The sequence below is a fragment of the Aquabacterium sp. OR-4 genome (assembly GCF_025290835.2).
GTDB lineage: Bacteria > Pseudomonadota > Gammaproteobacteria > Burkholderiales > Burkholderiaceae_C > Pseudaquabacterium.
In genome coordinates this window covers 162,318-186,659 of record NZ_JAOCQD020000001.1, presented here as the reverse complement: position 1 = coordinate 186,659, position 24,342 = coordinate 162,318, and the positions used below count along the sequence as shown (strand labels likewise).

Genomic DNA, 24,342 nt, shown 5'->3' with positions numbered 1-24,342 from the left:
CCGGGCCGGCCGCGCCGGGTCAGCGCGCCGGCAGGGGCCCGAAGGCCACCGGCGCGCGCGCGGCCAGCCAGGCCAGCACGGCCCAGGCGGCCACGTTCTGCGGCAGCGCGCTGGCGTCCAGCCGCGCCAAGGTGTCGTGCGGCGTGTGGTGCACGTCGAAGTAGCGGCTGCCGTCCTGGTGCAGTTGCACCGCCGGCCAGCGGTGGCGGCGCATCAGCACGGCGGCATCGGGGCCGGGCGTGGCGTCGTTGCCAGCGCCCAGCGGCAGGCCCAGCGGCGCCAGCTCGGCCGCGATCTGCGCCATCACCGGCAGCGCCTCGGGCCGCACGCGGTGGCGCCAGGCATAGGCCGGGCCGGCGCCGAAATCGCTCTCGCTGACCCACTGGTGCGGCTCGCTGCCATGGGCGCGGCTGTAGGCCAGCGCGCCGTCGAAGCCGTTCTCCTCGTTGGCGTACAGGGCCACGCGCAGGCTGCGGCGTGGCGCCTGGGCCAGCTCGGCCGGCGCGGCGCGCAGCCGCTCGGCGATCAGGCCCAGCGCGGCCAGCACGATGCCCACGCCGGCGCCGTCGTCCACCGCGCCTTCGCCCACGTCCCAGCTGTCGAGGTGGGCGCCCAGCAGCACCACCTCGCCGGCCAGCGCGCCCTGGCCCGGCAGCTCGGCCAGCACGTTGTGGCTGAGGGCCTCGACACCCACCTGGTTGGCCACCTGCAGCGCCAGGCGCAGCGGCTGGCCGGCGGCCTGCAGCGCGGCCAGGTGCTCGGCATCGGCCACCGAGACCGCCAGCGCCGGGATCTGCGCCGCGTCGTCGTCGTAGCGCATCGCGCCGGTGTGGGCCACGCGATCGGGCTCGCCGGGCAAGGCGGGGTTGGCGCCGCTGGTGCCGATGGAGCGGATCACCACCGCCAGCGCGCCACGGCGTGCCGCCTCGGCCGCCGAGCCAAAGCGCGCCGGCACCGCGCGGCCGTAGCCGCTGCCGTCGCGGCTGCGGTCCATGCGCTGGTCGATGAACACGATGCGGCCGCGTGCGCGCTCGCTGCGGTCGTCTTTCAAGGCCTGGAAGTCGGGGTACCAGGCCAGCTCGGCCTCCAGCCCGCCGGACGGCGTGCCCACGCTGTTGCCCAGCGCCGCCACCACCAGCGCGCGTCGTTCGGGCGCCAGCAGCGTGGCCTGGGCCGGGCCGCGCTGCCACACGCGCAGCGGCACCGGCTGCTGCCACACGCGCGGCAGGCCCAGCGCGCGCGCCTCGGCCAGGGCCCAGGCCACGGCGCGGGCATCGGCCGTGCTGCCCGCGGGGCGTGCGCCCACCTGCCGGGTGAGGCGCTGCACCAGGGCCAGCGCGCGGGTGTCGGCCAGGCCGGCCGTGCGCAGCTGGCGGGCGAAGGCCAGATCAGCGTCGGCCAGGCGCGGCAGGCTGGCCGCATCGGCCGACGCCGTGGCCGCTGACGCCGGATCGGCTGCACCGGCTGCACCAGCCGAACCAGCCGTGGCCGCCAGCACCCGCCCGGCGCCACCCAGGGCGCCGCCGCCCATCCCCAAGGCCGCGGCGGCGGCCCAGCGCAAGCCCATGCGCCGCTGCATGGTGCTGTTACTTCGAGACCGGGAAGTTGAACTCGGCGCCCTTGGCGATGCTCTCGGGCCAGCGCTGCATCACGCTCTTTTGCTTGGTGTAAAAGCGCACGCCCTCTTCGCCGTAGGCGTGCATGTCGCCAAACAGGCTCTTCTTCCAGCCGCCAAAGCCGTGCCAGGCCATCGGCACCGGGATGGGCACGTTCACGCCCACCATGCCCACCTGCACGCGGCGGCTGAACTCGCGCGCGATGCCGCCGTCGGTGGTGTAGATCGACACGCCGTTGCCGAACTCGTGCTCGTTGACCAGCTTCAGCGCGGCGGCGAAGTCGGGCACGCGCACGCAGGTGAGCACCGGGCCGAAGATCTCTTCCTTGTAGATGCGCATGGCCGGCGTGGCGTGGTCGAACAGCGAGCCGCCGGTGAAGAAGCCCGCTTCCAGGCCGGGCACCTTCAGGCCGCGGCCGTCGACCACCAGCCTGGCGCCCTCTTCCACCCCGGTGGCGATGTAGCCCTCGATGCGCGCCTTGGCCTCGGCGGTGACGATGGGGCCCATCTCGGCGTCCAGGCTCATCGGGTCTTTCACCTTCAGGGTGCGGGCGCGCGCCGCCACCTTCTCGACGATGGTGTCGCCCACCTCACCCACCAGCACCGCCACGCTGATCGCCATGCAGCGCTCGCCGGCCGAGCCGTAGGCTGCGCCCACCAGGGCGTCCACGGCCTGCTCCACGTCGGCATCGGGCATCACCACCAGGTGGTTCTTGGCGCCGCCCAGCGCCTGCACGCGCTTGCCGTGGCGCGCGCCGGTCTCGTAGATGTAGTTGGCGATCGGGGTGGAGCCGACGAAGCTCACCGCCTTGACATCGGGGTGGGTCAGCAGCGCATCCACGGCCAGCTTGTCGCCCTGGATCACGTTGAACACGCCATCGGGCAGGCCGGCCTGTTTGAGCAGATCGGCCATGAACAGGCTGCAGCTGGGGTCGCGCTCGCTGGGCTTCAGGATGAAGGCATTGCCGGTGACCAGCGCCAGCGGAAACATCCACAGCGGCACCATGCACGGAAAGTTGAACGGCGTGATGCCGGCCACCACGCCCAGCGGCTGGCGCAGCGTGTGGTTGTCGATGCCGGTGGAGACCTGGTCGGTGAAGTCGCCCTTCAGCAGCTGCGGCGCGCCGCAGGCGAACTCGACGATGTCGATGCCGCGCGCCACCTCGCCCTGGGCGTCGGTGAACACCTTGCCGTGCTCGGCGGTGATCATGGCCGCCAGCGTGTCCTTGTGCTGGTTCAGCAACTCCAGAAACTTGAACATCACCCGCGCGCGGCGCAGCGGTGGCAGTTCGCCCCAGGCGCCTTGCGCGGCGGCGGCGCTGGCCACCGCGGCGTTGACCTCGTCGGCCGAGGCCAGCGCCACCTGGCGTGCCACGCGGCCGCTGGCCGGGTGGTACACGGCCTGCTGGCGGCCGCTGCTGCCGGGCAGCACACGGCCGCCGATGAAGTGGCCGACGTCGGCGGTGGCGGTGAAGGCTTCGGGGGCACCCATGGCGGTCTCCTGCAGAGGTCTTGGAGGGATTCGGGCGAACAGGCGCGGCAGCCTGCACGGCAAGGGCTGCAGTCTAGGCAGGCCCGGGCGTGGTGCCTAGCCATCCGGGGCTGGATTCATTGTTCAGTTCAATGAACAATCCAGATCGGAATCCGGGAACAACCAAGCCCCCGGCCCCCCGACCGCCGCGTCGACACCTTGTGGAGCCATGTGCATGCGCTGAGCATCCTGGGCACGCAGGGCAGCTACACCGCCGCCGCGCAGCGCCTGGGCCTGAGCAAGGCGGCGATGAGCCAGCGCATCGCCGAGCTCGAGCGCGCGGCCGGCGTGCCGCTGGTGGCGCGCACCACGCGCAGCGTGCGCCTGACCGAGGCCGGCCAGCGCCTGGCCGACGCCACGGCCGGCGCCTTCGACACCATCGCCACCGCGTTTTCGGGCGTGCGCGATCTGGCCGAGCAGCCGCGCGGCCGGCTGCGCATCACCGCGCCGGTGGCCCTGGCGCGCCAGCAGCTGGTGCCGCGCCTGCCCGACTTTCTGCGCGCCCACCCCGAGGTGCGGGTGGAGCTCGACCTGTCGGACCGCCTGGTGCCGCTGGCCCAGGAGGGCTTTGATCTGGCCATCCGCCACACCCACGCACCACCCGAGACGCACGTGGCCTGGGCGCTGTGCGAGACCCGTTCGCTGCTGGTGGCCAGCCGCGCCTACCTGCGCCGCCGCGGCACGCCGGCCACACCCGACGACCTGGCCGCGCACGACTGCCTGCACTACCTGCGCCCCGGCGACACGCCCACCTGGACCCTGCTGGACGACCAGGGCCGTGAACGCACGCTGCCGGTGGCCGGCCCCTTTGCCGCCAACAACAGCGAGGCGCTGCGCGAGGCCGCGCTGCGCAGCCTGGGCATTGCGCTGCTGCCCGACTTCAGCGCCCAGGCCGCGCTGCGCGAAGGCAAGCTGCTGCCGGTGCTGCCTGGCTGGCGCCCGGTGGGCAACTACGGCAGCCACCTGTGGGCCATCCGCCCCTACAGCCCCTATGTGCCGCGCGCGGTGCAGGCCCTGGTGGGCTGGTTGCGCGAGGCGCTGGCCGAAGGGTTTGCGGCCGCCGGCGCGCAGGCCGGGTAAACGGCCAAAAAAAAGCCCGCCGAAAACTCGGCGGGCTGTTGAAGTCCTCGGAAAGGACGTCGTTGGGACCCTGGCAATGCCCTGGGCACTGCGCAATGGAATGCACTGTGCCCAGGCACCCCGCAGGCAACCATCCCTAGAAGACGCCTTGTCACAGCGGCTGTGGCGCGGGCGCCGCAACCGAACGCACGGCCGTGCCCGGCGGGGTGGCGCAGGGGCCGCGGCCGTGCCGCGCCAGTCAGCCCGGCAGGTGCAGAAAGCCCGGCGCCGCGGCCAGCGCCTGCGCGTCGCCCAGCACCTTGCCCGGCTCGCCGCCCTGGCCCCACAGCTCGCCGCCCCAGTGGGCGCCGCAAAAACCGGCGCACAGGCGCAGGCTGTCGATCATCGGCTGGGCCTTGGGCCGGTTGCCGCTGGTGGTGACCAGCCAGAAGCGCTTGTCGGCCAGGCGCGCCTTGAAATCCAGCCCCGGCACACGCAGCCAGGCGCTCCAGTGGTCGAGGTAGAGCTTCATGGCCGCGGGCAGGCTGTACCAGTACACCGGGGCCACGAACACCAGGTCGGTGGCGGCCAGGGTGTCGTCGAGCAGGCCGCGCAGGTCGCCGTCGTCGGCCCCCGGCATCGGGTAGGTGCCGCGGTCGTGCCGATGGTCCTGGAACGGTGGCAGCCGCAGGCCGTGCAGGTGGCGCCAGGTCTGGCCCGCGTCGGCGGGCAAGCCGGCGGCGGCGGCACGGGCCAGGGTTTCGGTATTGCCCTCGACACCCGGCTCGCGGGTGCTGGCAACGAGGAAGAGCAGATGGCGGTGGGCGGTCATCCTGCCCATGATAGGCAGGCGACAATCCGCGCATGACACCGCCCCGCCCGCCTGCCAAAAAATCGCCCCCTCGCCCGGCCCCGCGCCAGGGCGGTGGCCCGGGCTTCGGCTCGGCCTTCGGCGCCGGGCGCGGACCGGCCAAGCCGGCATCGCGTGGTGCACAGGCCAAGGGGCCCGGCGGGTCGGGTGCGGCGGGCCGCAAGCCCGCCCCGCTGCCGCCGCCCGAGCCGCTGGCCGAGCACGAGATCGACGCGCTGCAAGCCCTGCTCGACAGCCTGCCGCCCAGCCACGATGCGCTGGACGTGATGTCGCTCGACGGCTACCTGGCCGGCGTGCTGCTGCAGCCTGAGCTGGTGCCCGAGCCGCGCTGGCTGGCGCACATCACCGATGTGGATGGCAAGCCGGCGCCGTCGGGCTTCGACACGGCGCGCCTGCAGCAGCTGGTGCGCCGCCGCCATGCCGAGCTGGCGCTGGCGATCGCCGAGCGCGACTGGTTCGACCCCTGGGTCTACGAGCTCGAGGACGAGGCCGAGCCGTCCGAGGTGGTGATGCCCTGGGTGGCCGGTTTTGCCACCGCGGTGGACCTGTTTCCGGCGCTGATGGACCGCTTCGAGCCGCAGCTCACCGAGCCGCTGGCGCTGCTGTACCGCCACCTCGACCCCGAGGACCTGGAAGACGCCGACGAGCTGCTGGCCGAAATCGAGACCATCGAGCCGCCCGAGTCGCTGGACGAGGCGGTGGAAGACCTGGTGCGCGCCACGCTGCTGATCGCCGACGTGTCGCTGCCGCAGGACAAGCCGGCCGGCAAGCCCGCGGCCAGGCCGGGCGCCCGCCCGGGGGCGCCGCGCCGGCCGGGGCCGCCGCGGCGCTGAGCCAGGCCCGCTCGGCGGGTGGCCGCATGGGCCCATGCGGCCGGCTGCCCCCTTGCCCTCAGGCGAACACCCGCCGCGCGTGCTGCCCCAGGCCGGCGGCCACGCTGGCAAAGGCATCGCCGCGCACCTGGCGGGCGGCCGGAAAACGCGCCGCAATCGCCTCGGCCAGCGGCCGCAGGCCGGTGGAGCCGCCGGTGAAGTACAGCGCATCGACCTGCTCGCGCGTGATGCCGGCCTGGCGCAGGGTGTCGTCGGCGGCATCGACGATGCGCTGCAGGTCGGCGCCGATGGCGGCCACCGCCTGCGGCTCGCTGAAGCGCACGTCGAGCGCATCGTCGCCCAGCAGCGACAGGTCGATCAGCGTCTGCCCGCCCTCGGCCACGGCGATCTTGGCGCTTTCGGCGCGGGCGATCAGGGCATGGCCCAGGCGCTCGCGCACCGCGGTCATCAGCCGCGCATGCTGGTCCACGTCGGCATAGAAGCTCTTCATGCGCGCCAGCTCGGCCACCCGTAGCGGCACGTACACGGTGTTGATCAGGTGCCAGGTGGCGAGGTCGAAGTACACCTTGCTGGGCACCTCGCGGCCGGTGGGCCCCAGGCCCTTGTAACCGCAGGCCGGCAGGATGGCGGCCAGCTCGATGTGGCGGTCGAAATCGGTGCCGGCGATGTGCACGCCGTGGTTGGCCAGGATGTCGTCGGCGCGGTCCACGCGCTCGCGCCGCTGCGGCCCCACGCGCACCAGCGAGAAGTCGGAGGTGCCGCCGCCGATGTCGGCCACCAGCACGATCTGCTCGCGGTCGACCGTCATCTCGTAGTCCAGCGCGGCGGCAATCGGCTCGTACTGGAAGCTCACGTCGGCAAAGCCCACCTCGCGCGCCGCGGCCTCCAGCGCCGCCTGTGCGGCGGCATCGCGCTCGGGCTCACCATCGACAAAAAACACCGGCCGGCCCAGCACCGCATGGGTCAGCGGCCGGCCGGCCTCGCCCTCGGCCAGGGTCTTCAGATGGCGCAGGTAGCCGGCCACGATGTCGAGGTACTTGACCGAGCGGCCGCCGCCCACATCGGTGGCCTGGGTGGCCAGCGTGCTGCCCAGGATGCTCTTCATCGAGCGCATCAGCCGGCCTTCGGTGCCCTCCACATAGGCCGCCACCGCCGCGCGGCCGTAGTGGCGCTGCGGCTCCTCGTGCGCGGCCAGGCCTTCGACCGCATAGAACACCGCGGTGGGCATGGTGCGGCGGCCGCCCTCCAGGGTCACCAGCTGCACGCCGGCGCCGCCGCCATCGGCCGTGGGCAGCGCGATGGCCGAGTTGGAGGTGCCGAAATCGATTGCGCAGACAGCGTGGGCCATGGGCGGATCACGCGGCGGCGGGCCGGTCACGGCGCGCCCACGCGTTCAGGGGGAAGCGGAAAGGGGCGCGATTCTAGGCGGCCCTCCCACCGCCCGAAGCGATGAACAGCCCGGCCCGCGCCTCAGGCCCGGCGTGGCGCCGGGGCGCCCACCGCCACGCTGGTGCGCGGCGCCGGCAGTGCGTCGCCACAGAAGCCGAAGCCCGTGGCCGCCAGTGCCGGGCGCTTGCCGCTGATCAGCTCGGCCAGTGCCTGGCCCGAGCCGGCACCATGCGTCCAGCCCAGCGTGCCATGGCCGGCGTTGAGCCACAGGTTGCCGAGCCTGCTGCGGCCGATGTAGGGGATGTTGGTGGGCGTGCTGGGGCGCAGGCCGGTCCAGAAGTTGGGCTCGCTGGTATCGGCCACGCCGGGAAACAGCTCTTCGTAACGCCGCACCAGCGCGGCACAGCGGGTGCGCGCGGTGGCGCCATCGAGCCCGGTGTCGTAGCCGGCCAGCTCGGCCGTGCCGGCAATGCGGATCTGGTCGCCCAGCCGGCTGATCGCGATCTTGCGGGTGTCGTCGAGCAGGCTCACCACGCTGGCGTCCTGCGGGCGCTTCAGGTTCAGCGTGGCCGAGTAGCCCTTGGCGGGGTAGATGTTCAGCCACAGGCCCACCTGGCGCAGCAGCGGCGCGGTGTACGAGCCCATCGCCGCCACATAGGCGTCGGCGCTGAGGGTCTGGAAGCGGCCGTGGCGCAGCTGCTGCACGCGCACGCCGGTGATGCGATCGCCGCTGCGGTTGAGCGCGCTGACGGCGGTCTCGTGCAGAAAGACCGCGCCGCGCGCACGGCAGCGTGCGGCCAGCTGCTGCGTGAACACCCGCGCATCGCCCGACTCGTCGCTGGGCGTGAAGGTGCCACCGTGGATCTGCGTGCCAAAGGCCGCCAGTGCCGGTTCGACCTTCAGCACCTCGTCGCGGCCGAGCACGCGGCGGTCGACGCCATACTGGCGCATCAGCTCAGCCGCGGCGGCGCCCGACTCGAAGTCGGCCGCCGACGAGAAGAAGTGCAGGATGCCGCGCTCGAGCCGCTGATAGTCAATGCCGGTGTCAGCCACCAGGCGCTTCAGCGACTCATGGCTGTAGCGGCCCAGCGCCACCAGCTGGCGCACATTGCGCTCGAAGGCGGCGTTGCTGCACTGGCCCAGGAAGCTCAGGCCCCAGCGCCACTGGTGCGGGTCGAGCCGCGGTCGAAACAGCAGCGGCGAATCGTCGCGCAGCAGCCACTTGGCCACCTTGAACGGCGCCCCGGCACTGGCCCAGGGCTCGCAGAAGCTCACCGAGATCTGCGCGCCATTGGCAAAGCTGGTCTCCAGCGCCGCGTCGGGCTGGCGATCCACCACGGTGACCTCATGGCCCTCGTTGAGCAGGTGCCAGGCGGTGGACACGCCGATGATGCCGGCGCCGAGAACGATGACCTTCATGTCGGAGCTCCTTCGCGCAACGGGCTTGGCAAGCCACTGCCGCCTGGCCGTTGGGGGTTGGCCGGATTCTCGGCACGCCCCGCCAAAACATGAAGATCGATTGATGGAACTACGAGTTCATTAGCGTTGCTGATGTGCGAGGGCGCTGGGCACCCAGCCGCGTGCGCACCAGCCGCTGGCGCACATAGTCCATGCGCTGCGGCAGCAGCGCCAGCGCTTCCTCGATGCGCATGTCGCCGCGCGACACCAGGCGCAGCAGCGCGCGCAGCTCGGGCGGCAGGCCGGCCAGGGCCGAGCCGGCCTGCAGCTCGGCGCTGTTGCGCCGCGCGGTCAGCACCGCGGCGGCCAGCAGCCAGTCGACAAACTCGCCCTCGCCGCGCAGGCGCTGGATGGCCACCGCACCTTCGGCAAAGCCGCGGCGGGCCGCGGCGTCGTCGCCGCGTGCCAGCACCCAGCGGAACAGGCCGTCCTTGTGGGCAGCCAGCCAGTCGCGCAAGGCCGGCTCGCTGGAGCGCCATGCGGCCCCAACGGTCGGGCGATGTGGCAGACCGGACGAAACGGGGGGGTGGACAGTGACCATCATGGGACCACAGCGTAGGCGCCGAGGCCGGCAACGGGTTGTGTGCTGGTGTGCGACCGGCTTGTGACGTCGGTCACAGCATCCAGCACTCCCGACAACGCACTGCCGAGAGGCCCGCTGGTGCCGGCGGGGTGGCGCGCGCACATTGGTCGGCGCAGTTGCCGCAGGGCCAGGCCCCCCTGGTCTGCGGGGCAGGCTGCGCCAAGCGTGAATATTGCCGTGCATGAGCGTCCACCCGGCGCTCCAATGTGCCAACCGACGAATGGGCCCGGCCGCAAACGGCCAAGCAGCCAGACCCAAGCCCTGTTGTTCAGCCGAATGCCAGCGCCGACTTGCACGCATGCTGGGCCGCATGACCTGCCAGGCTAGTTGACAGGCGGTCGCCGACCCGCCGATGCCCTTTTGGAGACCGAGATGCCCTTGCTGCCCGCCCTGTCCCTGTTCAGCCGCCTGGCCGGACGCCGTGGCGTGGTGCGCGAGCCCGAGCCCGCCGACCTGGGCACCGCCTTCGGCATGGAGCAATGGCTCGACGAGGCCGACGAATGCATCGAGGCCCAGCGCACCCCGCCCGCTGCCCGGCGCACCTGGTTGCCGCGCTGGCTGCAGCGCGCCGAGGCGAGCTGACCTCACGCCATCGCCACCACCGCCGGGCCGACTGGGCCAACCGGTGCGACCGGCTGGTCACTGAATAACCTTGGGAGTCTGATCGGCACGCCGCGCCTCTAGAATCGTGGCGTGAACACCGATGTCCCTGCGCTTGCGCCCGCCAAGCTGAGCTTTCGCCAGAAGACCCTGCTGGCGCGCGAAGACGCGATCGTCGCCGCCGTCAAACGCCTGCTGGCCGAAAAAGGCTTTGACCTGATGACGGTGGACGAGGTGGCCGCCGAGGTGGGCATCGCCAAGGCCAGCCTGTACAAGCACTTCGTCTCGAAGGAGGCGCTGGCCGCTGCGGCGATGGTGCAGACCATGGACCAGGCCCTGGCCGTGGTGGATGGCCTGGCCGCCGACACTGCGCTCGACGCCGCCGGCCGGCTGAAGGCCTTGACCCGCTGGACCCTGGAAACCCAGCTGGCCGGCGCCATGCCGACGCTGCCGTCCGAGAACTCGTCGCTGCGCAATGCCCTGCTGGCGCACCGCGACTACATGGACCGGCTGATGACGCTGAGCGACCGGCTCGGCGAATGGATCGTTCAGGCCCAGGCCGATGGCAGCGTCAACCCCGCACTGCCGCCGCAAGCCGTGCTGTTCACCGTCTACGCCCGCGCCTGCGATCCGGTGCTGGGCTTTCTGAAAGCCAGCGGCAGCCACAGCGACGCACAGATCGTCGACTGGGTGCTGTCCACCTGTTTCGACGGCCTCGCAACGCGGCGCTGACCTTCACACCGGGGCGCCGGGTGCCCCGCAGCGGGCCAGCGCCGGGCCGCTCCCAAGCCGGGCCGCCCACCTGCGCGGCGGGTGGCGCTTCGAACCCGAGGCGCCGGGTGCCCCGCGGCGGGCCAGCGCCGGGCCGCTCCCAAGCAGGCCCGCCCACCCGCGCGGCGGGTGGCGCCTCGGTTCCGAGGCGCCGGGTGCCCCACTTACCGGATGATCAGCACCGGCACCTCGCTGCGGCTGATGACCTTGGTGGTCACCGAGCCGAGCACCAGGTTGCCCAGCACGCCATGGCCGTGCGAGCCCATCATCAGCAGATCGAACTTGCCCTTGGCGGCCAGATCGACGATGGCATCCGAGGCGTGGCCCACCTTGCTGACGAACTCGGCGGCGATCTTCTGCTTGCCGAAGAAGGTGCGGATCGGCTTGAACACCTTGTCGGCTTCTTCGGTGTAGTAGTTCTTCAGCGTGTCCTTGTCGATCACCGCGGCAGCCCGGGGCGGCACGGCCGGCGATACGTACAGCAGCGTGTAGCTGTGGGCGTCGCCCAGCCATTCGTCGTGGGCGGCCAGATAGGCCAGCATGCGCTTGGTGAACGGGCTGCCGTCAACGGGAACCAGGATCTTCATGGGGTGTGCTCCTCAAGGATTGTGAAATCAGTGTCGCACCGGATGGTGGCGACACCTTGCCCGATATCAAGACGTCAGTGCCGCCAGCGGGCCGGGGCAGGCGATCAGCTTGAACGGGTCGAAACCGGCATCCTCGCCCTTGCGCCCCAGGCCGGTGGCCTGGCACACCACGCGGGTGGGGTGGTGGCCAGGGCGCGGCACCAGGTAGTCGTGCCGGCAGTGCAGGTGGCCGTGCAGCCACAGGTCGGCCAGCGGGATCAGGTCGTCGTCGGCATTGCAGAAGCTGGCGGTGCCCGGCTGCCGGCCATAGCGCGGGTCGGCACTCTTCAGGCTGGGCGCGAAGTGGGTGATGACCACGGTGCTGTGCCAGCCGCCATCGGCCGGCCCGGGGTTGGGGCGGCGCAGTTCGTCGGCCAGCCAGGCGCGGCAGGCCAGGGCCTCGTCGCGCAGCTCGGCGGCGTCAACCGGCACGGTGCCACGCTGGCTGTTCATCAGCCGCAGGTAGTAGCCGGCGGCGCGCATCGCGCGTTCGCGGCCCTGCTCGCCGAACACATCGAAGTCGCACCAGCGCACCGTGCCCAGCAGGCGCACGCGCTGGCCGCTGCGGCTGGTGTGGATCAGCGACTCGCGTTCGAGCAGGCGGATGTTCAGTGCCGCCAGATGGGCGCGCAGCGCGGGCCAGGCCTGGCCCAGCTCGCGGCGGTCGAACTCATGGTTGCCGGCCACGGCCACCACCGGCACCGGCCATTGCGCAAAACGCGCCCAGCCGGCCCAGGTGGCGTCGATGTCGCCGGCCAGCACCAGCAACTCGGCGCCGGGCGCGGGCTGGGGCTCGAAGGTCTCGGACTCGAGATGCAGGTCGGACAGCAGTTGCAGCAGCACGCCCGCATCATGCCGTGGATCGGCGCTGCGCCAGTGCGAGCGCAGCGCCGCAGCGGCAGCGGATCAGGCCTGCAGCGCGGCCTCGATGCGGGCCTTGGTGGCCGGCAACTCGGCCGGCAGATGGAACGACAGCGTCTCGAACAGCTCGGCGTGCAGCTTCAGCTCGGCTTGCCAGGCGGCCTTGTCGATCGAGATCACCGACTGGAACTGCTCGGGCGTGAAGTCGAGGCCGTCGAAGTTGAGGTCTTCATAGCGCGGGCTCAGGCCGAACACGTTCTCGGTGCCACTGGCCTGGCCGTCCACGCGCTCGAGCATCCACTTCAGCACGCGCATGTTGTCGCCGTAGCCGGGCCACACGAACTTGCCGTCGGCGCCCTTGCGGAACCAGTTCACGCAGTAGATCTTGGGCAGCGCATGGCCGTTGGCCTGCAGCTGCTTGCCCAGGCCCAGCCAGTGCGCGAAGTAGTCGCTCATGTGGTAGCCCATGAAGGGCAGCATGGCGAACGGGTCGCGGCGCACCACGCCCTGCTGGCCAGCGGCCGCAGCGGTGGTTTCCGAGCCCATGGTGGCGGCCATGTAGACGCCTTCGGTCCAGTTGCGCGCCTCGGTGACCAGCGGCACCGTGGTGCTGCGGCGGCCGCCGAAGATGAACGCGTCGATGGCCACGCCGTGGGCGTTGTCCCAGTCGGCGTCGAGCACCGGGTTGTTGGTGGCGCTGACCGTGAAGCGGGCGTTCGGGTGCGCGGCCTTGGCGCCGGTTTCCTTGGCGATCTGCGGCGTCCAGTCCTTGCCCTGCCAGTCGATGGCGTGGGCCGGGGCATCGCCGTCCATGCCTTCCCACCAGATGTCGCCGTCGTCGGTGAGGGCCACGTTGGTGTAGATCACGTCGCGCTTGAGCGAATCCATGCAGTTGGGATTCGTCTTGTAGTTGGTGCCCGGCGCCACGCCGAAGTAGCCGGCCTCGGGGTTGATGGCGTACAGGCGGCCGTCGGCCCCCGGCTTGATCCAGGCGATGTCGTCACCGATGGTGGTGACCTTCCAGCCGGCAAAGGTCTGGGGCGGCACCAGCATGGCGAAGTTGGTCTTGCCGCAGGCGCTGGGGAAGGCGGCGGCCACGTGGTACTTCTTGCCGGCCGGGCTGGTGACGCCCAGGATCAGCATGTGCTCTGCCAGCCAGCCGTGGTCGCGGCCCATGGTGCTGGCGATGCGCAGGGCAAAGCACTTCTTGCCCAGCAGCGCGTTGCCGCCATAGCCCGAGCCGTAGGACCAGATCTCGCGCGTTTCGGGGTAGTGCACGATGTACTTGGTCTTGTTGCAGGGCCAGGCCACGTCTTGCTGGCCGGCCTGCAGCGGCGCGCCCACGGTGTGCACGCAGGGCACGAACTCGCCGTCGGTGCCCAGCACATCGAACACGGCCTTGCCCATGCGGGTCATGTGGCGCATGTTGACGGCCACATAGGGGCTGTCGCTCAGCTCGATGCCGATGTGGGCGATGTGCGAACCCAGCGGGCCCATCGAGAACGGCACCACGTACAGCGTGCGGCCCTGCATGCAGCCCTTGAACAGTGCCGGCTTGCCGTCGGCGCCGCCGGTCTGCAGCAGCGCGCGCATTTCGCCCGGGGCCATCCAGTTGTTGGTGGGGCCGGCGTCTTCGGGGCGCTCGCTGCAGATGAAGGTGCGGTCTTCCACGCGGGCCACGTCGCTGGCGTCGCTGCGCGCCAGAAAGCTGTTGGGGCGCAACTCGGGGTTCAGCTTGACGAAGGTGCCGGCGTCGACCAGCTGCTTGCACAGGCGGTCGTATTCTTCCTGGCTGCCGTCGCACCAGTACACGTCGCGGGCTTCGGTGAGGGCGGCGATCTCGGCCACCCAGGCCACCAGGCGGGCGTGTTTGACGTGGGCGGGAACGTTCAGGCGCAGGCCTTCCATCACGGGCTGGTTCACGGGGGCTCCAATCATGGTCAAGATAAAAGACGGGTTTGAACCAGCCCCGCCGCCGCGCCATGCGGCGTGCGAGGCTCGTTCAACACCGCGTGTGGGGAGTGATCCGCCGGCCTGAATCTGGCCCGCAGGATGGATCCGATGGGTTACATCGGAGGACACGCGCCCGCCCCGGGATCACGGGGCTGAGGCATTGTCAAACGAGTGTAATGGGGAGGTAACTACCGGGCCCCCGGGGGTATGCAAATCCTGCATGGGGCTATGCCCGGCTGAGCGTGCGACTTTCACGCCTCTTACCATTTGCGGCCCCGCAGTCCGCGGACACCGTGTTTTCAACCCCCGAAAGACCGTCATGAAGGTTCTCAGCGTCAACGTCGCCCGCATCGAACATCGGCTGATCGATGGCCGCCGCGTGGCCACCGCCATCGGCAAGCGTGCGGTGGCGGGCGAGGTGGGCGTGCTGCCGCTGGGCCTGGAGGGCGACGAGCAGGCCGACCCCAGCGTGCACGGCGGCATCAGCAAGGCCGTGTATGCCTTTGCTGCCGAGCGCTACGGCTTCTGGCAGGGCGTGCGTGCGCAGGCCCGCGCCGGCGGGCCCGACGAGACCCTGCCGCCGGGCTTCATGGGCGAGAACCTCACGGTCGAGGGGCTGGACGAGGCGCAGTGCTTCATCGGCGACCGCTGGCAGCTGCCCGGCTGCGTGCTGGCCATCAGCGAGCCGCGTTTTCCGTGCTTCAAGTTCAACGCGGTGATGGGCTTCAACCAGGCCAGCAAGCTGATGGCGCAGTCGGGCTGGTGCGGCAGCTACCTGGCGGTGATCGAGCCCGGCGTGGTGCGGGCCGGTGACCCCATCGAGGTGCTGCCGGGCCCGCGCGAGGTCAACATCCGCGAGCTGTTCATGGCCCGGATGAAGAAGAAGAAAGACCTCTGATACGCCGCCACGGCAGCCGCTGTGGCCGCTGCCGCCGCCGCTGTTGCAAGCTCAGGCGGGGGCCAGCGACGGATAGTCGGTGTAGCCGGTGGCGTCGCTCAGGTACACGGTGCCCGGGTTGATCGGCGCCAGCGGCGCATCCAGGCGCAGGCGCTGCACCAGATCGGGGTTGCTGATGAACGGGCGGCCGAAGGACACCGCGTCGGCCCCGCCGGCGGCCATCGTGTCGATGGCCATCTGGCGCGTGTAGCCGTTGTTCACCACCCACGGGCCGCCAAAGGCCTGGCGCATGGCGGCGTAGTCGAAAGGCTTGACGCCCTGCTCGCCCAGGTCGCGCGGGCCGCCGGTGGCGCCTTCCACCACCTCCAGAAACGCCAGTTTCAGCGGCGCCAGCCGGGCCGCCACGTGGGTGTAGAGCGCCTGGGCGTCGCTGTCTTGCGGTGCGGCGTTGGCAGGCGTGATCGGCGACAGGCGCAGCGCGGTGCGATCGGCGCCGACCTCGTCGACCACGGCCTGCATCACCTCGATCAGCAGGCGGGCCCGGTTCTCGATGCTGCCGCCATAGGCATCGCGGCGGTCGTTGATGCTGTCGCGCAGAAACTGCTCGAGCAGGTAGCCGTTGGCGCCATGCACCTGCACGCCGTCGAAGCCGGCATCGAGCGCGAGGCGTGCGGCCTGGCGGTAGGCGGCGATCACGCCAGGGATCTCGTCGCTGCGCAGCGGGCGCGGCTGGGCGGCCAGCTTGGCGCCCTCGGCGGTGCGGGTCTTCACGCCCTCGGCCACCTTGTCGCTGGACGACACCGGCGCCGCGCCGCCGGGCTGCAGCAGGTTGTGCGAGATGCGGCCCACATGCCACAGCTGGGCCACGATCTTGCCGCCGGCGGCATGCACGGCGTCGGTCACGGGCTTCCAGGCAGCGGCCTGCTCGGCGGTGTAGAGCCCGGGCGTGTCAATGTAGCCGCGGCCTTCGGGGCAGATCTGGATGGCCTCGCTGATGATCAGGCCGGCACTGGCGCGCTGGGCGTAGTACTCGCGCATCAGCGCATTGGCCAGTTCACCGGGCGCTCGGGTGCGCGTCAGCGGCGACATGATGATGCGGTTGGACAGCGCAAGCGCGCCGAGCTGGACGGGATCGAAGAGGGTAGGCATGCGAACAAGCGTAACGGCGTGGCGCATGTCCCCGCTGTCACCCGGGCGGCGTGATTTCTGGCAGCCACCGCCCGCGGCCCTTGGCCTTGGGGGGCTGACGCGCGGCCGACACGAGCCGGTGCGATGATCCCAAGCAGCAAAGCCGCCAAAAGTTGCGCAATGCGCAACCGGGGCGCGCCGGCCACGAAGGCCTTGCCGGCCGACACTCGGCAGCGCCTGCGGCGCAACCAGCGTCGGCGGCGCGTCCCAACCGACGATCCCTGACCGTTTTTTCGCACCGCCCCATGCCCCAGTTGTCTCCAGCCGCGGTGCGGCGTGTTGTGCCCTTCGTCGTGTTCATGCTGCTGCTGGCCCTGCGCGGCATGGCGCCGGCCGACGGCAGCTGGGGCCTCGACAGCCGTTGGCTCTATGCGCTGAACCTGTTGCTGGTGGGCGGGCTGCTGCTGTTCTGGCGCCGCGAGTACGGCGAGCTGGGCCGCCAGACCTGGCCCGATCTGCGCCAGGTGCTGCTGTCGCTGGTGGTCGGGCTGGCGGTGTTTGCGGCCTGGATCCAGCTGGATGCGCCGTGGATGCAGATCGGCGAACCCACCGCCGCCTTTGTGCCGCTGAACGCCGCTGGCCAGCTCGACTGGCCGCTGATCGTGGTGCGCTGGATCGGCGCCGCGCTGCTGGTGCCGGTGATGGAAGAGCTGTTCTGGCGCTCGTTTCTGATGCGCTGGCTGCAGCAGCCGGTGTTCGAGGGCCTCAACCCGCAGGCCACCGGCGCCCGCGCGGTGCTGCTGTCGACTTTTGTGTTCATGCTGGCGCATCCGCTTTGGCTGGCCGCCATCGTGGCCGGCCTGGCCTATGCGCTGCTGTACCGCGCCACCGGCCGGCTGTGGACGGCGGTGATCGCCCACGCGGTGACCAATGGCGCGCTGGGCATCTGGGTGGTGGCCTCGGGCCAGTGGCAGTTCTGGTGAGCGTTTGAGCGCCTGAGCGTGTTGCCGCTGCGCGGGCACTTGGCGGCCCTGCACGGCTCACCATCCGGGTGCAGGGCAGCGCCGCGCGAACCACCCGGTGCCCGCGCGCGACAAAGATCGCCTCAGGCGCTCGTGTGGCCGCCAGCCCGCCAGCGCCCCCACTGCCTGCGCGCCAGGCGCTTGAATGCGCGGCCGGTGCGCCAGGCCCAGGAGGCCCGCACGCGGGCCAGCAGCGTGGCCTTCCAGGCGCCCCAGCGCGCGTAGAGCGCCACAAACCAGGGCAGTTGCAGCAGCGCCGGGCGGGTCAGCGTGAACAGGCGCGCCAGCACCGCGGTGCCGATCAGCTTGGCCAGCACGATGACGGCCAGCCCCAGCAGGCGCTGGCCATGGGCGATGAGGCCCAGGGCCAGCAGCTTGACCGGCAGCAGCAGCAGTGCCGGCAGCGCCAGCACCGCCAGCGCGGCCAGCGGCGGCAGCCGGGTGATGGCGGCCTCGAGCCGGCGCAGCAGCGGCAGCCGGCCCAGGCGGGCGAGGGCGCGCTGCAGCGGCTCCCAGCCCCATTCCTCAAACAGGATCAGCAGCGCCAGCAGCACGCCGGCCAGGCGCCGCAGCAGTTGCAGCAGCAGGCGCAGCCCACGGCGCAACGGCCCGCCGTGCGGCGGTGGCTGGCGCGGGGTGCCGGTCACGGCCGGCAGGCTGGATGGGCCGGGTGGGCCGGGTGGGCGCGACGGGTCGATCGGCTCGGTGGGCATGGGCGCATGATCAGCGCCCGGGCCCGCCGGTCAAGCCCGGCGCGACCGCTCAGCCGCCCGCGCCGACAGACGGCTGGGCGGCCGGCATGGCCTGCAGCGCCTGCTGCACGGCCTGCAGCCAGGCCAGCAGGCGCTCGCCCTGCAGGAAGCCGCGGCTGCCGGCATCGGCGGCGCCGCGCGGCACATCGGTGCGTGCGGCCAGGGTGTCGAACAGCGCGGTTTCCAGGCTGTCCTGCGCCACCAGCAGCTGCCACTGCTGGCCCGGCACGGTGGCGGCACCGGCACCGGCCGGCAGCAGGGCGGCACGGCGGGTGCGCCAGGGCACGCCCACCTGCAGCACGGCATCGGGCGCCACGCCCACCGGCTGGCCATCGGCCAGCAGCGTGACGCCGGGCCGCGCCAGGCCGCGCGCCTGCAGCATGGCAGCCAGCTGGGCGGCGTCGGCCGTGGTCTCGCACAGCAGCGCCACCTGCAGCGGCGCCGCGGCGTCGGTGGCCGGGTTCCAGGCCTGCAGCTGATCGGCCACGGCCTGCACCACGGCCTCGGCCAGCGGGCTGGTCTCGACCGCCGGATCGGCGCGGTGGCAGGCGGCCAGGGCGGCGCGCAGCGTGGTGGCCAGGCGCCACTGGTCGGTGTCCGACAGGTAGGCGCTGGCCTGCCAGCCGGCCAGCACGCGGCGCAGCGTGGCCAGGTGGCGCTCGTGCGCCTCGCGCTGGGCCGGGGCCAGCGGCACGATGCGCTCGCTGTAGACCAGCGGCGGCAGCTGCTCGGCCACCTCGGCGCGCTGGCGCTGCAGCACGCTGCGCGACAGGGCGTCGGACACGCGCTCGACACCGGCGTCATCCAGCACGGCGTGGCCCTCGCGGGCGGCCTGCACCTCGCGCAGCGCCGCCAGCGCGCCCAGGCGGTCGCGGTCGAGCCAGGTCACCAGCTGCTCGAGCAGCGCGGGCTGGTCGTCCAGCGGCGCGCCGCACAGCAGCAGGGCCTGCGGCGCCTGCGCCAGCGCGGCCCAGTCGCCGGCATCCAGCGCCAGGCGCTGCGGCTCGTCGATGATCACCAGCTCGGGCGCCCAGTGCGCCAGGTGGGCGGCGTCGCTGGCCAGGGCCTCGGGCGCCAGGATGCGCACCTCGGCCTCTTGCGACCAGGCGGCCTGGCGCTGGTGCAGGCCACCTTCCATCACCTGCGCGGGCTGGCCGGCAAAGCGCCGCCAGGCGCGCTGCCAGGCCAGGCGCTCGCCGGCGCCGCTGATCACCGCCACGCGGCGCACGCCGAAGTGGCGGCGCCACAGCTGCGCGGCGGCAATGGCCATCACGCTCTTGCCCAGGCCACGCTCGTCGGCCAGCAGGCCGCGGCCGGCCACCACCGCCCACAGCGCGCCTTCGGCCTGGAACAGCGGCAGCGGTGCGGCCAGCAGGCCACGCAGCGCCGGGCTGGCCGGGCCGTCGGGGTAGGCGGCCTGCAACACGCCGGCGCGGGTGCGCGCATCGCGGCGGGCGGCCAGCTGGGCCCACACGGCGGGGTCCACCTCGACCGGGTGGCCCTCGTCGGCAGCCTGGCGCAGCAGGCGCGGCAGGCTGTCGTCGTCCGCGTCGGGCAACTGGCCGCTGGCGCCCAGGCGCTCGGCGGCGGCGACGAACAGCGCGTCGCTGGCGCCACGGCCGGTGTGCCAGACGATCTGGCGCTGGTCGCCGTCCAGGCATTGCAGTGTGCTGTGCGCCGGGCCGCTGGGCGCCGGACGCTGCGGGCGCGCCGGCCGTGGCGGCCGCGCCGGTGGGGCGGGCGTGTTCGGCGTGTCGGGCGCGGCTGCAGCCGTCTCGGCAAGGGCCGGGTCGGCGGCCGGGGCGGGGGTGTCGGTCGAGGTGTGGGCCGAGGAATGGGCCGAGGTTTGGGCCGGTGTGCGGGCCGGGGCCGGGGCGCTGGCGTCAGGGGACTTGCGCACGCGCTCGGCATCGGCCGACTCGCCCTGCGCCGGCTTGGCCGCGGCCGCGGGGGCCTCGGTGCGGGCTTCGGCGCGCTCGCGGTTGCGCTCACGGTTGCGCTGGCGGTTGCGGCTGCGCCGGCTGCGCTCGCGGCCGGCGGCCGATTCGCCCTCGGGCGGGCTGTCAGGCTGGGTCTCGGTGGCGTTGTCGGCCGAGTCGTCGGCGGTGGCGTCGGCTGTGGCGGCCGGCGCTTCGCCGGCGGCGGCGGCGGCTGCGCTGTCGCGCTCAGCCTGGGCCACGGCGGCCTCGCCCGACGCGGCAGGCGCCGAGGCGCCGGCTGCTGCGTCATCGACGGCCGGCGCTTCGGCGCTGGTTTCAGCCAGCGGCGCGGTGGGCGCCGGCGCGGCGGCTGGCGCGGCGCCGGCGTTCGTGGCGGTGGATGCCGCACCGGTACCGGCCTGGCGCCCTGCCCGCTTGCGGGCGGGTGTGCGTTGCGGCGGCGCGGCAACCGGCGTGGCGTCCACGGCTGCGGCTGCGGCTGCGGCTGCGGCTGCGGCTGCGGCTGCGGCTGCGGCTGCGGCTGCCGGCAGGGCTTCGGCTGGGGCCTGCGCCGCAGTCGACTCGGCCGGCACCGGTTCAGCGGCCTGGCTGGCACCGCGCCGGGTCTGGGTCTTGTCCGTCTTGCCGGCGGGCGCCGGGGCGGCGGCGGCCTTCGTGCCTGCGGCCTTGGCACCCGCCGGCTTGGCGGCCTTGGGCTGGCCGGCTGACGTGGCTGCCGGCTGGCTGGCTGCCTTGCCAGCCGCCTTGCGGGCCGGCTTCTCAGCGGCCGGTGCGGGTGCGGGTGCGGGTGCTGCTGCGGGTGCTGCTGCGGGTGCTGCTGCGGGTGTGGCCACGGCCACAACGGCCGGGGGGGCCTCGGCCGCCATCGACGCCGCGGCGGCGCCGGCCGCCCGCTTGCGCGCAGCGGCCTTGGGCTTGGCGTCGGCCTGGGCTGCCACCGGCGCTGCGGGTGCGGGTTCCGGCGCCTCGGCGGCGCGCGCGCGACCGGCGGTATTGGCCACGGCCTTCTCGGAAGACGCCTTCTTGGAGGCGGTCTTCTCGATGGTGGTCGTCTCGGTGGTGGCCTTCTGGAGGGTGGCCTTCCCGGTGGTGGCCTTCTTGGCCACCGGGGTCTTGCCGGCAGCCTTCGGGGCCTCGGCCGGGGCGGCCGTGTCTGCGGCCTGGCTCGCCGTCTTGCGGCGGGTCTTGGCGGCCGGCGGGGGGCTCAGGGCGTCGGTGTGTGTGGAGGCCGGAGTGGGCTGGTCGGCCTGCGGGAGCGCTGCCTCGGCAGGGTTGGCGCTCGCGCGGCGACGGGTCTTGGCAGGGGTGGTTGCCATGGGATGTGGGTGTTTGTCTCGGGCAGGCGGCCTCCGGTTGGGCCGCCCGCAGTGTCGGATGGATGAATGTCCGCCGTGCGGCTGGCTAGACGCCGCGGGCCCGGTCGGACAGGAATTGCGCACGGAAGGCGGCGAACCCGCCAGGGCCTTCGTCCAGCGCTGCGCGCACCTCGCGCATCAGGTTCAGGTAGTAGTGCAGATTGTGGATGCTGGCCAGCATCGGAAACAGCATCTCGCCGCAACGATCAAGGTGGTGCAGGTAGGCACGGCTGAAGCCTCCCTGGCTGGAGCCCGCAGGCCCGGCGCAGGCCACGCAGCCGCAGCTGGGGTCGAGCGGGCCCGGGTCGGTCTTGTGCCGGGCGTTGCGGATCTTCAGGTCGCCAAAGCGCGTGAACAGATGGCCGTTGCGCGCGTTGCGGGTGGGCATCACGCAGTCGAACATGTCCACGCCGCAGGCCACGCCCTCGACCAGGTCTTCGGGCGTGCCCACACCCATCAGGTAGCGCGGCTTGTGGGCCGGCAGCCGATGGGGGGTGTGCGCCATGATGCGGCGCATGTCTTCCTTGGGCTCGCCCACCGAGACGCCGCCCACGGCGTAGCCGGGCAGGTCCATCTCGACCAGGGCCTGCAGCGACTCTTCGCGCAGGTGCTCGAACATGCCGCCCTGCACGATGCCGAACAGCGCGTTCGGGTTCTCCAGCCGCGCAAACTCGTCGCGGCAGCGGTGCATCCAGCGCCGGCTGAGCTCCATCGACGTGCGGGCCTCGGCCTCGGTGGTCAGCCGGCCCTTCACCTCGTAGGGCGTGCACTCGTCGAACTGCATGACGATGTCGCTGTTGAGCACCGTCTGGATCTGCATGCTCACTTCGGGGGTGAGGAACAGGCGGTCGCCATTGACCGGCGAGGCGAACTTGACGCCCTGCTCGCTGATCTTGCGCATCTCGCCCAGGCTCCACACCTGGAATCCGCCCGAGTCGGTGAGCATGGGCCGCTGCCAGCCTTCGAAGGCGTGCAGGCCCTTGAACTGCGCGATCACGTCCAGCCCCGGGCGCATCCACAGGTGGAAGGTGTTGCCCAGGATGATCTGCGCGCCCATGTCGACCAGCGACTGCGGCATCACGCCCTTGACGGTGCCGTAGGTGCCCACCGGCATGAACACCGGTGTTTCCACCACGCCATGGTTCAGCGTGAGGCGGCCGCGGCGGGCCAAGCCTTCGGTGGAGAGCAGGTCGAACTGGAGCATGGGGCGGCATTGTCGCCGAGGAGCGCAGGCCCTCTCGGCGCGCCACCGGCCGCCCGAACAGCCGCACTAACGGCCGCTCTAACAGCCGCCCCACCAGCCGCCCCACCAGCCGGCGCACCGCGCCCCAGGCGCATGCCCCGGGCGGCGCCCGCCGGGCTGGGGGCGCCGTGCTTTACTTCTTCGAGGCGTCGAGCGCCAGGATCCACTTCACGAGCTTCTTGGCGTCGGCTTCCTTGATGGCCACGGCATTGGGCGGCATGGCCAGGCCCGACACCTTGCCCTTCCAATGGCTTTCGTACGGGTTCGAGCCGGCCAGCACGGTCTGCGTGAGCTTGGCATCCGCGCCCTTCTGGCCCTTGTACTTGGCCGACACATCCTTCCAGGCCGGACCGATGGGCGCCAGGCCATCGGGGCCCTTGGCGCCGGGCTCGATGTGGTGGCAGGTCATGCAGCCCGCGTTCTTGGCCAGCGACAGCACGGCGTCATCGCTGGCGCGGGCGGCGGTGCCGGTGGCAAGGGTCACGGCGGCCAGGGCCGCGGCGGCAAGAAGGTTCGGCTTGCGATGCATGTGAGGTTCTCCAGCAATGACGGCCAGTGCGTCGATGGCGTCATCTTGCGGCGCAGCACCGGGCCGGATTTGACCGACCTCAAGTCGCCCACCCATTTCGCCAGGATGGAGCAAGGGTGTCGCCGCCTGGAGCATTGCGCCGCGCCGGGCATGGTGCCGAGCGTGGCGGGCGCGCTGCGGACGGCAGAATCGACGCCACCGATGTCACCCCATCCCCCGCCTGCCGACTTGCCCGCACGCAATGCCGCCGATGCGCCCGCCGAGCCGCCCGCCGAGCCGCACACCGAGCCGCACACCGAGCTGCCGGCCGGGGCCGATGGCCGCGGCCGGCGCGATGGCGTCAGCCCCGAGGATCTGAACGTCGACCCCGCGCTGCTGGGTCAGCCGCTGGCCCGGCCGGGCCGGCGCGCGGCGGCCATGGCCATCGACGGGCTGTGGATCGCCGCCTTCAATGCCCTGGGCAATGCCTGGGTGATGCTGGCGCTGGCCGCGCTGCTGCTGTGGCAGCACCTGCGGCGGCGCAGCGGCTGGCGCGCGCCCGACAGCGCCACCGCCACCGCCACCGCCGCCAACCGGCCCTGGCGGGCCGTGGCCGCGGCCGCGCTGCTGCTGGGCCTGGGCGCACTGACCCATCACGACGACGAGCCGCGGCAGGCCGCCGCCGTGCCCGACGAGGCCGCGGATGGCGTGATCGTGGTGCCCGGCGTTGCGCTCGGCGACATGGCGGCGCTGGTGGCCGAAGCGGCCAGTGCCCCGGCCTCGGCGGCCCTGGCGGCAACCGCGGCGTCGGCCGCGTCAATGGGCCGACGCGGCGAGCTGGACGCCCTGCGCCGGCGCATCCAGGCGCAAAGCGACGAGCTGCAGCGCCTGCGTGCGCCGGGCCTGGGCGCCTGGCAGGCGCGCGCCGAGCACTGGCTGGATCAGCTGGGCGAAGGCTGGCTGTGGTCGCTGCTGTACTTCACGCTGCTGCCGGCCGGGTGGCTGGGCGGCCGGCCGGGCCAGACCCTGGGCAAGCGCCTGCTGGGCCTGCGTGTGGTCGAGCTCACCGGCAAGCCGATGACGCCGCTGCGCAACCTCAAGCGCTACGGCGGTTATGCCGCCGGCATGGCCACCGGCGGCCTGGGCCTGGCGCAGCTGCTGTGGGACCCCAACCGCCAGGCCATCCAGGACAAGACGGCGCATACCGTGGTGCTGGATGGGCGTTCCATGCCTGCCCGCAACGCGTCGTGGGCCACCCGGCCGCTGGCGGCCGAGCCGCCTGATGTACGCCCGCCCGCGGGCCCGGCGGGCGGATGACAGCCCCATGAAGGCCCGGTGATCGCCCG

At 72.5% G+C, this 24,342-nt stretch carries 21 protein-coding genes; 7 read left to right on the top strand and 14 right to left on the bottom strand.

Annotation, left to right across the window (positions count from 1 at the left end; genetic code table 11):
- Window positions 1–19: 19 nt before the first annotated feature.
- Entirely contained in the window at window positions 20–1,579 is a 1,560-nt protein-coding gene (locus N4G63_RS00715) for a M28 family peptidase (protein ID WP_314599225.1), read from the bottom strand.
- 7 nt (window positions 1,580–1,586) lie between these two features.
- Window positions 1,587–3,107, bottom strand: coding sequence for a CoA-acylating methylmalonate-semialdehyde dehydrogenase (locus N4G63_RS00710; RefSeq protein WP_260789351.1), 1,521 nt, complete (start codon window positions 3,105–3,107; stop codon window positions 1,587–1,589).
- A 198-nt stretch (window positions 3,108–3,305) separates the two neighbouring features.
- On the opposite strand from N4G63_RS00710, the gene N4G63_RS00705 reads away from it, so the two are divergent.
- Window positions 3,306–4,226: a LysR family transcriptional regulator gene (locus tag N4G63_RS00705; RefSeq protein ID WP_314599224.1), complete on the top strand. Its 921-nt coding sequence runs from the start codon at window positions 3,306–3,308 to the stop codon at window positions 4,224–4,226.
- A 238-nt stretch (window positions 4,227–4,464) separates the two neighbouring features.
- Here N4G63_RS00705 and N4G63_RS00700 read toward each other — a convergent pair whose 3' ends face one another.
- Window positions 4,465–5,037, bottom strand: a complete 573-nt coding sequence (locus tag N4G63_RS00700; RefSeq protein WP_260789354.1) for a flavodoxin family protein — start codon at window positions 5,035–5,037, stop codon at window positions 4,465–4,467.
- A 32-nt stretch (window positions 5,038–5,069) separates the two neighbouring features.
- Here N4G63_RS00700 and N4G63_RS00695 point away from each other — a divergent pair, with 32 nt between their 5' ends.
- A complete protein-coding gene (locus tag N4G63_RS00695; RefSeq protein ID WP_314599223.1) occupies window positions 5,070–5,909 on the top strand; it encodes a YecA/YgfB family protein in 840 nt (279 codons plus the stop codon).
- 58 nt (window positions 5,910–5,967) lie between these two features.
- Here N4G63_RS00695 and N4G63_RS00690 read toward each other — a convergent pair whose 3' ends face one another.
- From N4G63_RS00690 to N4G63_RS00680, 3 genes are all read right to left on the bottom strand, one after another.
- Window positions 5,968–7,257, bottom strand: coding sequence for an Hsp70 family protein (locus tag N4G63_RS00690; RefSeq protein ID WP_260789356.1), 1,290 nt, complete (start codon window positions 7,255–7,257; stop codon window positions 5,968–5,970).
- A 122-nt stretch (window positions 7,258–7,379) separates the two neighbouring features.
- Window positions 7,380–8,717 (bottom strand): D-amino acid dehydrogenase, encoded by a 1,338-nt coding sequence (locus N4G63_RS00685; protein ID WP_260789357.1) that lies wholly within the window; start codon window positions 8,715–8,717, stop codon window positions 7,380–7,382.
- Window positions 8,718–8,826: 109 nt separating this feature from the next.
- On the bottom strand, window positions 8,827–9,213 hold the full coding sequence (locus N4G63_RS00680) for a hypothetical protein (RefSeq protein ID WP_260789358.1): 387 nt from the start codon (window positions 9,211–9,213) through the stop codon (window positions 8,827–8,829).
- A 498-nt stretch (window positions 9,214–9,711) separates the two neighbouring features.
- Here N4G63_RS00680 and N4G63_RS00675 point away from each other — a divergent pair, with 498 nt between their 5' ends.
- Complete coding sequence (locus N4G63_RS00675) at window positions 9,712–9,921, top strand: hypothetical protein (protein ID WP_260789359.1); 210 nt, start codon at window positions 9,712–9,714, stop codon at window positions 9,919–9,921.
- Window positions 9,922–10,032: 111 nt separating this feature from the next.
- A complete protein-coding gene (locus N4G63_RS00670; RefSeq protein WP_314599222.1) occupies window positions 10,033–10,671 on the top strand; it encodes a TetR/AcrR family transcriptional regulator in 639 nt (212 codons plus the stop codon).
- 203 nt (window positions 10,672–10,874) lie between these two features.
- Here the strand turns inward: N4G63_RS00670 and N4G63_RS00665 are convergent, their stop codons facing one another.
- From N4G63_RS00665 to N4G63_RS00655, 3 genes are all read right to left on the bottom strand, one after another.
- The gene (locus N4G63_RS00665) at window positions 10,875–11,297 is read right to left on the bottom strand and encodes a universal stress protein (RefSeq protein WP_260789360.1); all 423 of its coding nucleotides are present in this window, start codon (window positions 11,295–11,297) and stop codon (window positions 10,875–10,877) included.
- Window positions 11,298–11,363: 66 nt separating this feature from the next.
- Window positions 11,364–12,179: a metallophosphoesterase gene (locus N4G63_RS00660; RefSeq protein WP_260789361.1), complete on the bottom strand. Its 816-nt coding sequence runs from the start codon at window positions 12,177–12,179 to the stop codon at window positions 11,364–11,366.
- 63 nt (window positions 12,180–12,242) lie between these two features.
- Complete coding sequence (locus tag N4G63_RS00655; protein ID WP_260789362.1) at window positions 12,243–14,120, bottom strand: phosphoenolpyruvate carboxykinase (GTP); 1,878 nt, start codon at window positions 14,118–14,120, stop codon at window positions 12,243–12,245.
- 349 nt (window positions 14,121–14,469) lie between these two features.
- On the opposite strand from N4G63_RS00655, the gene N4G63_RS00650 reads away from it, so the two are divergent.
- Entirely contained in the window at window positions 14,470–15,048 is a 579-nt protein-coding gene (locus N4G63_RS00650; protein ID WP_260789363.1) for an MOSC domain-containing protein, read from the top strand.
- A gap of 51 nt (window positions 15,049–15,099) precedes the next feature.
- Here the strand turns inward: N4G63_RS00650 and N4G63_RS00645 are convergent, their stop codons facing one another.
- Complete coding sequence (locus N4G63_RS00645; RefSeq protein WP_260789364.1) at window positions 15,100–16,197, bottom strand: alkene reductase; 1,098 nt, start codon at window positions 16,195–16,197, stop codon at window positions 15,100–15,102.
- Between the two features lie 284 nt (window positions 16,198–16,481).
- Here N4G63_RS00645 and N4G63_RS00640 point away from each other — a divergent pair, with 284 nt between their 5' ends.
- Window positions 16,482–17,159, top strand: a complete 678-nt coding sequence (locus N4G63_RS00640) for a CAAX prenyl protease-related protein (protein ID WP_260789366.1) — start codon at window positions 16,482–16,484, stop codon at window positions 17,157–17,159.
- 122 nt (window positions 17,160–17,281) lie between these two features.
- Here the strand turns inward: N4G63_RS00640 and N4G63_RS00635 are convergent, their stop codons facing one another.
- The 4 genes from N4G63_RS00635 to N4G63_RS00620 form a co-directional block, all read right to left on the bottom strand.
- Window positions 17,282–17,911: a hypothetical protein gene (locus N4G63_RS00635; protein WP_314599221.1), complete on the bottom strand. Its 630-nt coding sequence runs from the start codon at window positions 17,909–17,911 to the stop codon at window positions 17,282–17,284.
- 49 nt (window positions 17,912–17,960) lie between these two features.
- Window positions 17,961–21,206: an SNF2-related protein gene (locus N4G63_RS00630; protein ID WP_314599220.1), complete on the bottom strand. Its 3,246-nt coding sequence runs from the start codon at window positions 21,204–21,206 to the stop codon at window positions 17,961–17,963.
- 85 nt (window positions 21,207–21,291) lie between these two features.
- A complete protein-coding gene (gene tgt / locus N4G63_RS00625; protein ID WP_260789372.1) occupies window positions 21,292–22,449 on the bottom strand; it encodes a tRNA guanosine(34) transglycosylase Tgt in 1,158 nt (385 codons plus the stop codon).
- A 172-nt stretch (window positions 22,450–22,621) separates the two neighbouring features.
- A complete protein-coding gene (locus N4G63_RS00620; RefSeq protein WP_260789374.1) occupies window positions 22,622–23,017 on the bottom strand; it encodes a c-type cytochrome in 396 nt (131 codons plus the stop codon).
- Window positions 23,018–23,218: 201 nt separating this feature from the next.
- On the opposite strand from N4G63_RS00620, the gene N4G63_RS00615 reads away from it, so the two are divergent.
- Window positions 23,219–24,313: an RDD family protein gene (locus N4G63_RS00615; protein WP_314599219.1), complete on the top strand. Its 1,095-nt coding sequence runs from the start codon at window positions 23,219–23,221 to the stop codon at window positions 24,311–24,313.
- Window positions 24,314–24,342 lie beyond the last annotated feature (29 nt).

Coding starts and splice junctions, on each gene's coding strand:
- N4G63_RS00615 (WP_314599219.1), top strand. CDS start 23,219: ATGTCACCCCATCCCCCGCCTGCCGACTTGCCCGCACGCAATGCCGCC.
- N4G63_RS00715 (WP_314599225.1), bottom strand. CDS start 1,579: ATGCAGCGGCGCATGGGCTTGCGCTGGGCCGCCGCCGCGGCCTTGGGG.
- N4G63_RS00685 (WP_260789357.1), bottom strand. CDS start 8,717: ATGAAGGTCATCGTTCTCGGCGCCGGCATCATCGGCGTGTCCACCGCC.
- N4G63_RS00665 (WP_260789360.1), bottom strand. CDS start 11,297: ATGAAGATCCTGGTTCCCGTTGACGGCAGCCCGTTCACCAAGCGCATG.
- N4G63_RS00690 (WP_260789356.1), bottom strand. CDS start 7,257: ATGGCCCACGCTGTCTGCGCAATCGATTTCGGCACCTCCAACTCGGCC.
- N4G63_RS00695 (WP_314599223.1), top strand. CDS start 5,070: ATGACACCGCCCCGCCCGCCTGCCAAAAAATCGCCCCCTCGCCCGGCC.
- N4G63_RS00645 (WP_260789364.1), bottom strand. CDS start 16,197: ATGCCTACCCTCTTCGATCCCGTCCAGCTCGGCGCGCTTGCGCTGTCC.
- N4G63_RS00620 (WP_260789374.1), bottom strand. CDS start 23,017: ATGCATCGCAAGCCGAACCTTCTTGCCGCCGCGGCCCTGGCCGCCGTG.
- N4G63_RS00675 (WP_260789359.1), top strand. CDS start 9,712: ATGCCCTTGCTGCCCGCCCTGTCCCTGTTCAGCCGCCTGGCCGGACGC.
- N4G63_RS00630 (WP_314599220.1), bottom strand. CDS start 21,206: ATGGCAACCACCCCTGCCAAGACCCGTCGCCGCGCGAGCGCCAACCCT.
- N4G63_RS00635 (WP_314599221.1), bottom strand. CDS start 17,911: ATGCCCACCGAGCCGATCGACCCGTCGCGCCCACCCGGCCCACCCGGC.
- N4G63_RS00700 (WP_260789354.1), bottom strand. CDS start 5,037: ATGACCGCCCACCGCCATCTGCTCTTCCTCGTTGCCAGCACCCGCGAG.
- N4G63_RS00710 (WP_260789351.1), bottom strand. CDS start 3,107: ATGGGTGCCCCCGAAGCCTTCACCGCCACCGCCGACGTCGGCCACTTC.
- N4G63_RS00640 (WP_260789366.1), top strand. CDS start 16,482: ATGCCCCAGTTGTCTCCAGCCGCGGTGCGGCGTGTTGTGCCCTTCGTC.
- tgt (WP_260789372.1), bottom strand. CDS start 22,449: ATGCTCCAGTTCGACCTGCTCTCCACCGAAGGCTTGGCCCGCCGCGGC.
- N4G63_RS00650 (WP_260789363.1), top strand. CDS start 14,470: ATGAAGGTTCTCAGCGTCAACGTCGCCCGCATCGAACATCGGCTGATC.